This is a genomic window from Vibrio sp. AND4, assembly GCF_000171815.1.
Lineage (GTDB): Bacteria > Pseudomonadota > Gammaproteobacteria > Enterobacterales > Vibrionaceae > Vibrio.
Genome location: NZ_ABGR01000138.1, coordinates 1 through 1,103, shown reverse-complemented (window position 1 = coordinate 1,103; position 1,103 = coordinate 1). Strand labels below are relative to the sequence as shown.

The following is a 1,103-nucleotide window of genomic DNA, read 5'->3' as shown; positions in this document are numbered from 1 at the left end:
TGTTGAATCAAAACAAAGCAGACTATCCCTGCTTTTTTCGTGAGTTGTCCAACTTAGATGTTAAATCGCCCCAGGCCGTCACTGATCTGTTCATTGACCGAGAAGCAGCAAACGCGTGGCTGGATTTGTATCTTGCCCGATGTGAGTTAGAAATAGATGAGCAGGGCAAGCCAGTGACCGTGCAGCAACGCTGTGAGCGTATGCGTCAAGTCAACCCAAAGTACATCTTACGCAATTACCTTGCTCAACTTGCCATTGATAAAGCTGAGGAGGGGGATTTTAGTGAAGTCAACCGGCTCGCTGAGCTATTAAAGCGGCCATTTGATGAACAGCCAGAGCAGGATGATTACGCCAAGTTACCCCCTGAGTGGGGTAAGAAAATGGAAATCAGCTGCTCATCGTAACCGTGTTATTTTAATGAATCGATTTCTACCCAAAGTTCACTGAGATGAGTGGAACGTATCTTTTGCGCTCTGTTTATCTTGTTTTTAATAAGTAAGAAAACGTTGGTTTTTTGTAATAATACATTGAAAATTCGTTTCCAACACTATGAGATAAAACCCGAGCAAGATCTCTTTTTAACCTTTTCAAGAAAAAAAGCGGTCGATTCTCTTGAAAAAGTCGCTATTGTCCCCATTCTAGATATGCTGGCTAAGTTGAAGCGATGCTCAATGAGTATTTTTTCGTGAAAATTGAGCCTGCTTTCGAGAATTTAGCGCAGACAATGTCCACATAGTGGCTATTGGCTCGACAGGATTGCGACAGCTCGCTAGAATGTTGCGTCTAAAATTCTGTCCTGAGGCTAATAGGAGATACCTTTTGCATCTGCTGAAGATATCACTGATTAGTCTGGTGCTGGTTTTCAGCATCGATACTCGGTTTTAACTTAGGTGTTCGGACAGAACACTACACAAGGATGAAGCGTGAACTCACCGAGTCTCGCTCATACGCTCGGGAAGACCGAGCCACTTTAGAGGTTTATATATAATGCAAGTTACTGTTGAAACACTAGAGGGCCTAGAGCGCCGTCTAAACATTACTGTTCCAGCTGCAAACATCGAAGACGCTGTGACAGCTGAACTACGCAACATCGCTAAAAACCG

The 1,103-nt window shown here is 43.6% G+C and carries 2 protein-coding genes; both read left to right on the top strand.

The features are described 5' to 3' along the window. On the top strand, positions 1 to 404 hold a 404-nt coding region (locus tag AND4_RS19245), incomplete at its 5' end, for a protein adenylyltransferase SelO family protein (RefSeq protein ID WP_186004065.1). A gap of 583 nt (positions 405 to 987) precedes the next feature. Then, positions 988 to 1,103: trigger factor (locus AND4_RS19815; RefSeq protein ID WP_009844663.1), on the top strand; the 116-nt coding region annotated here is incomplete at its 3' end.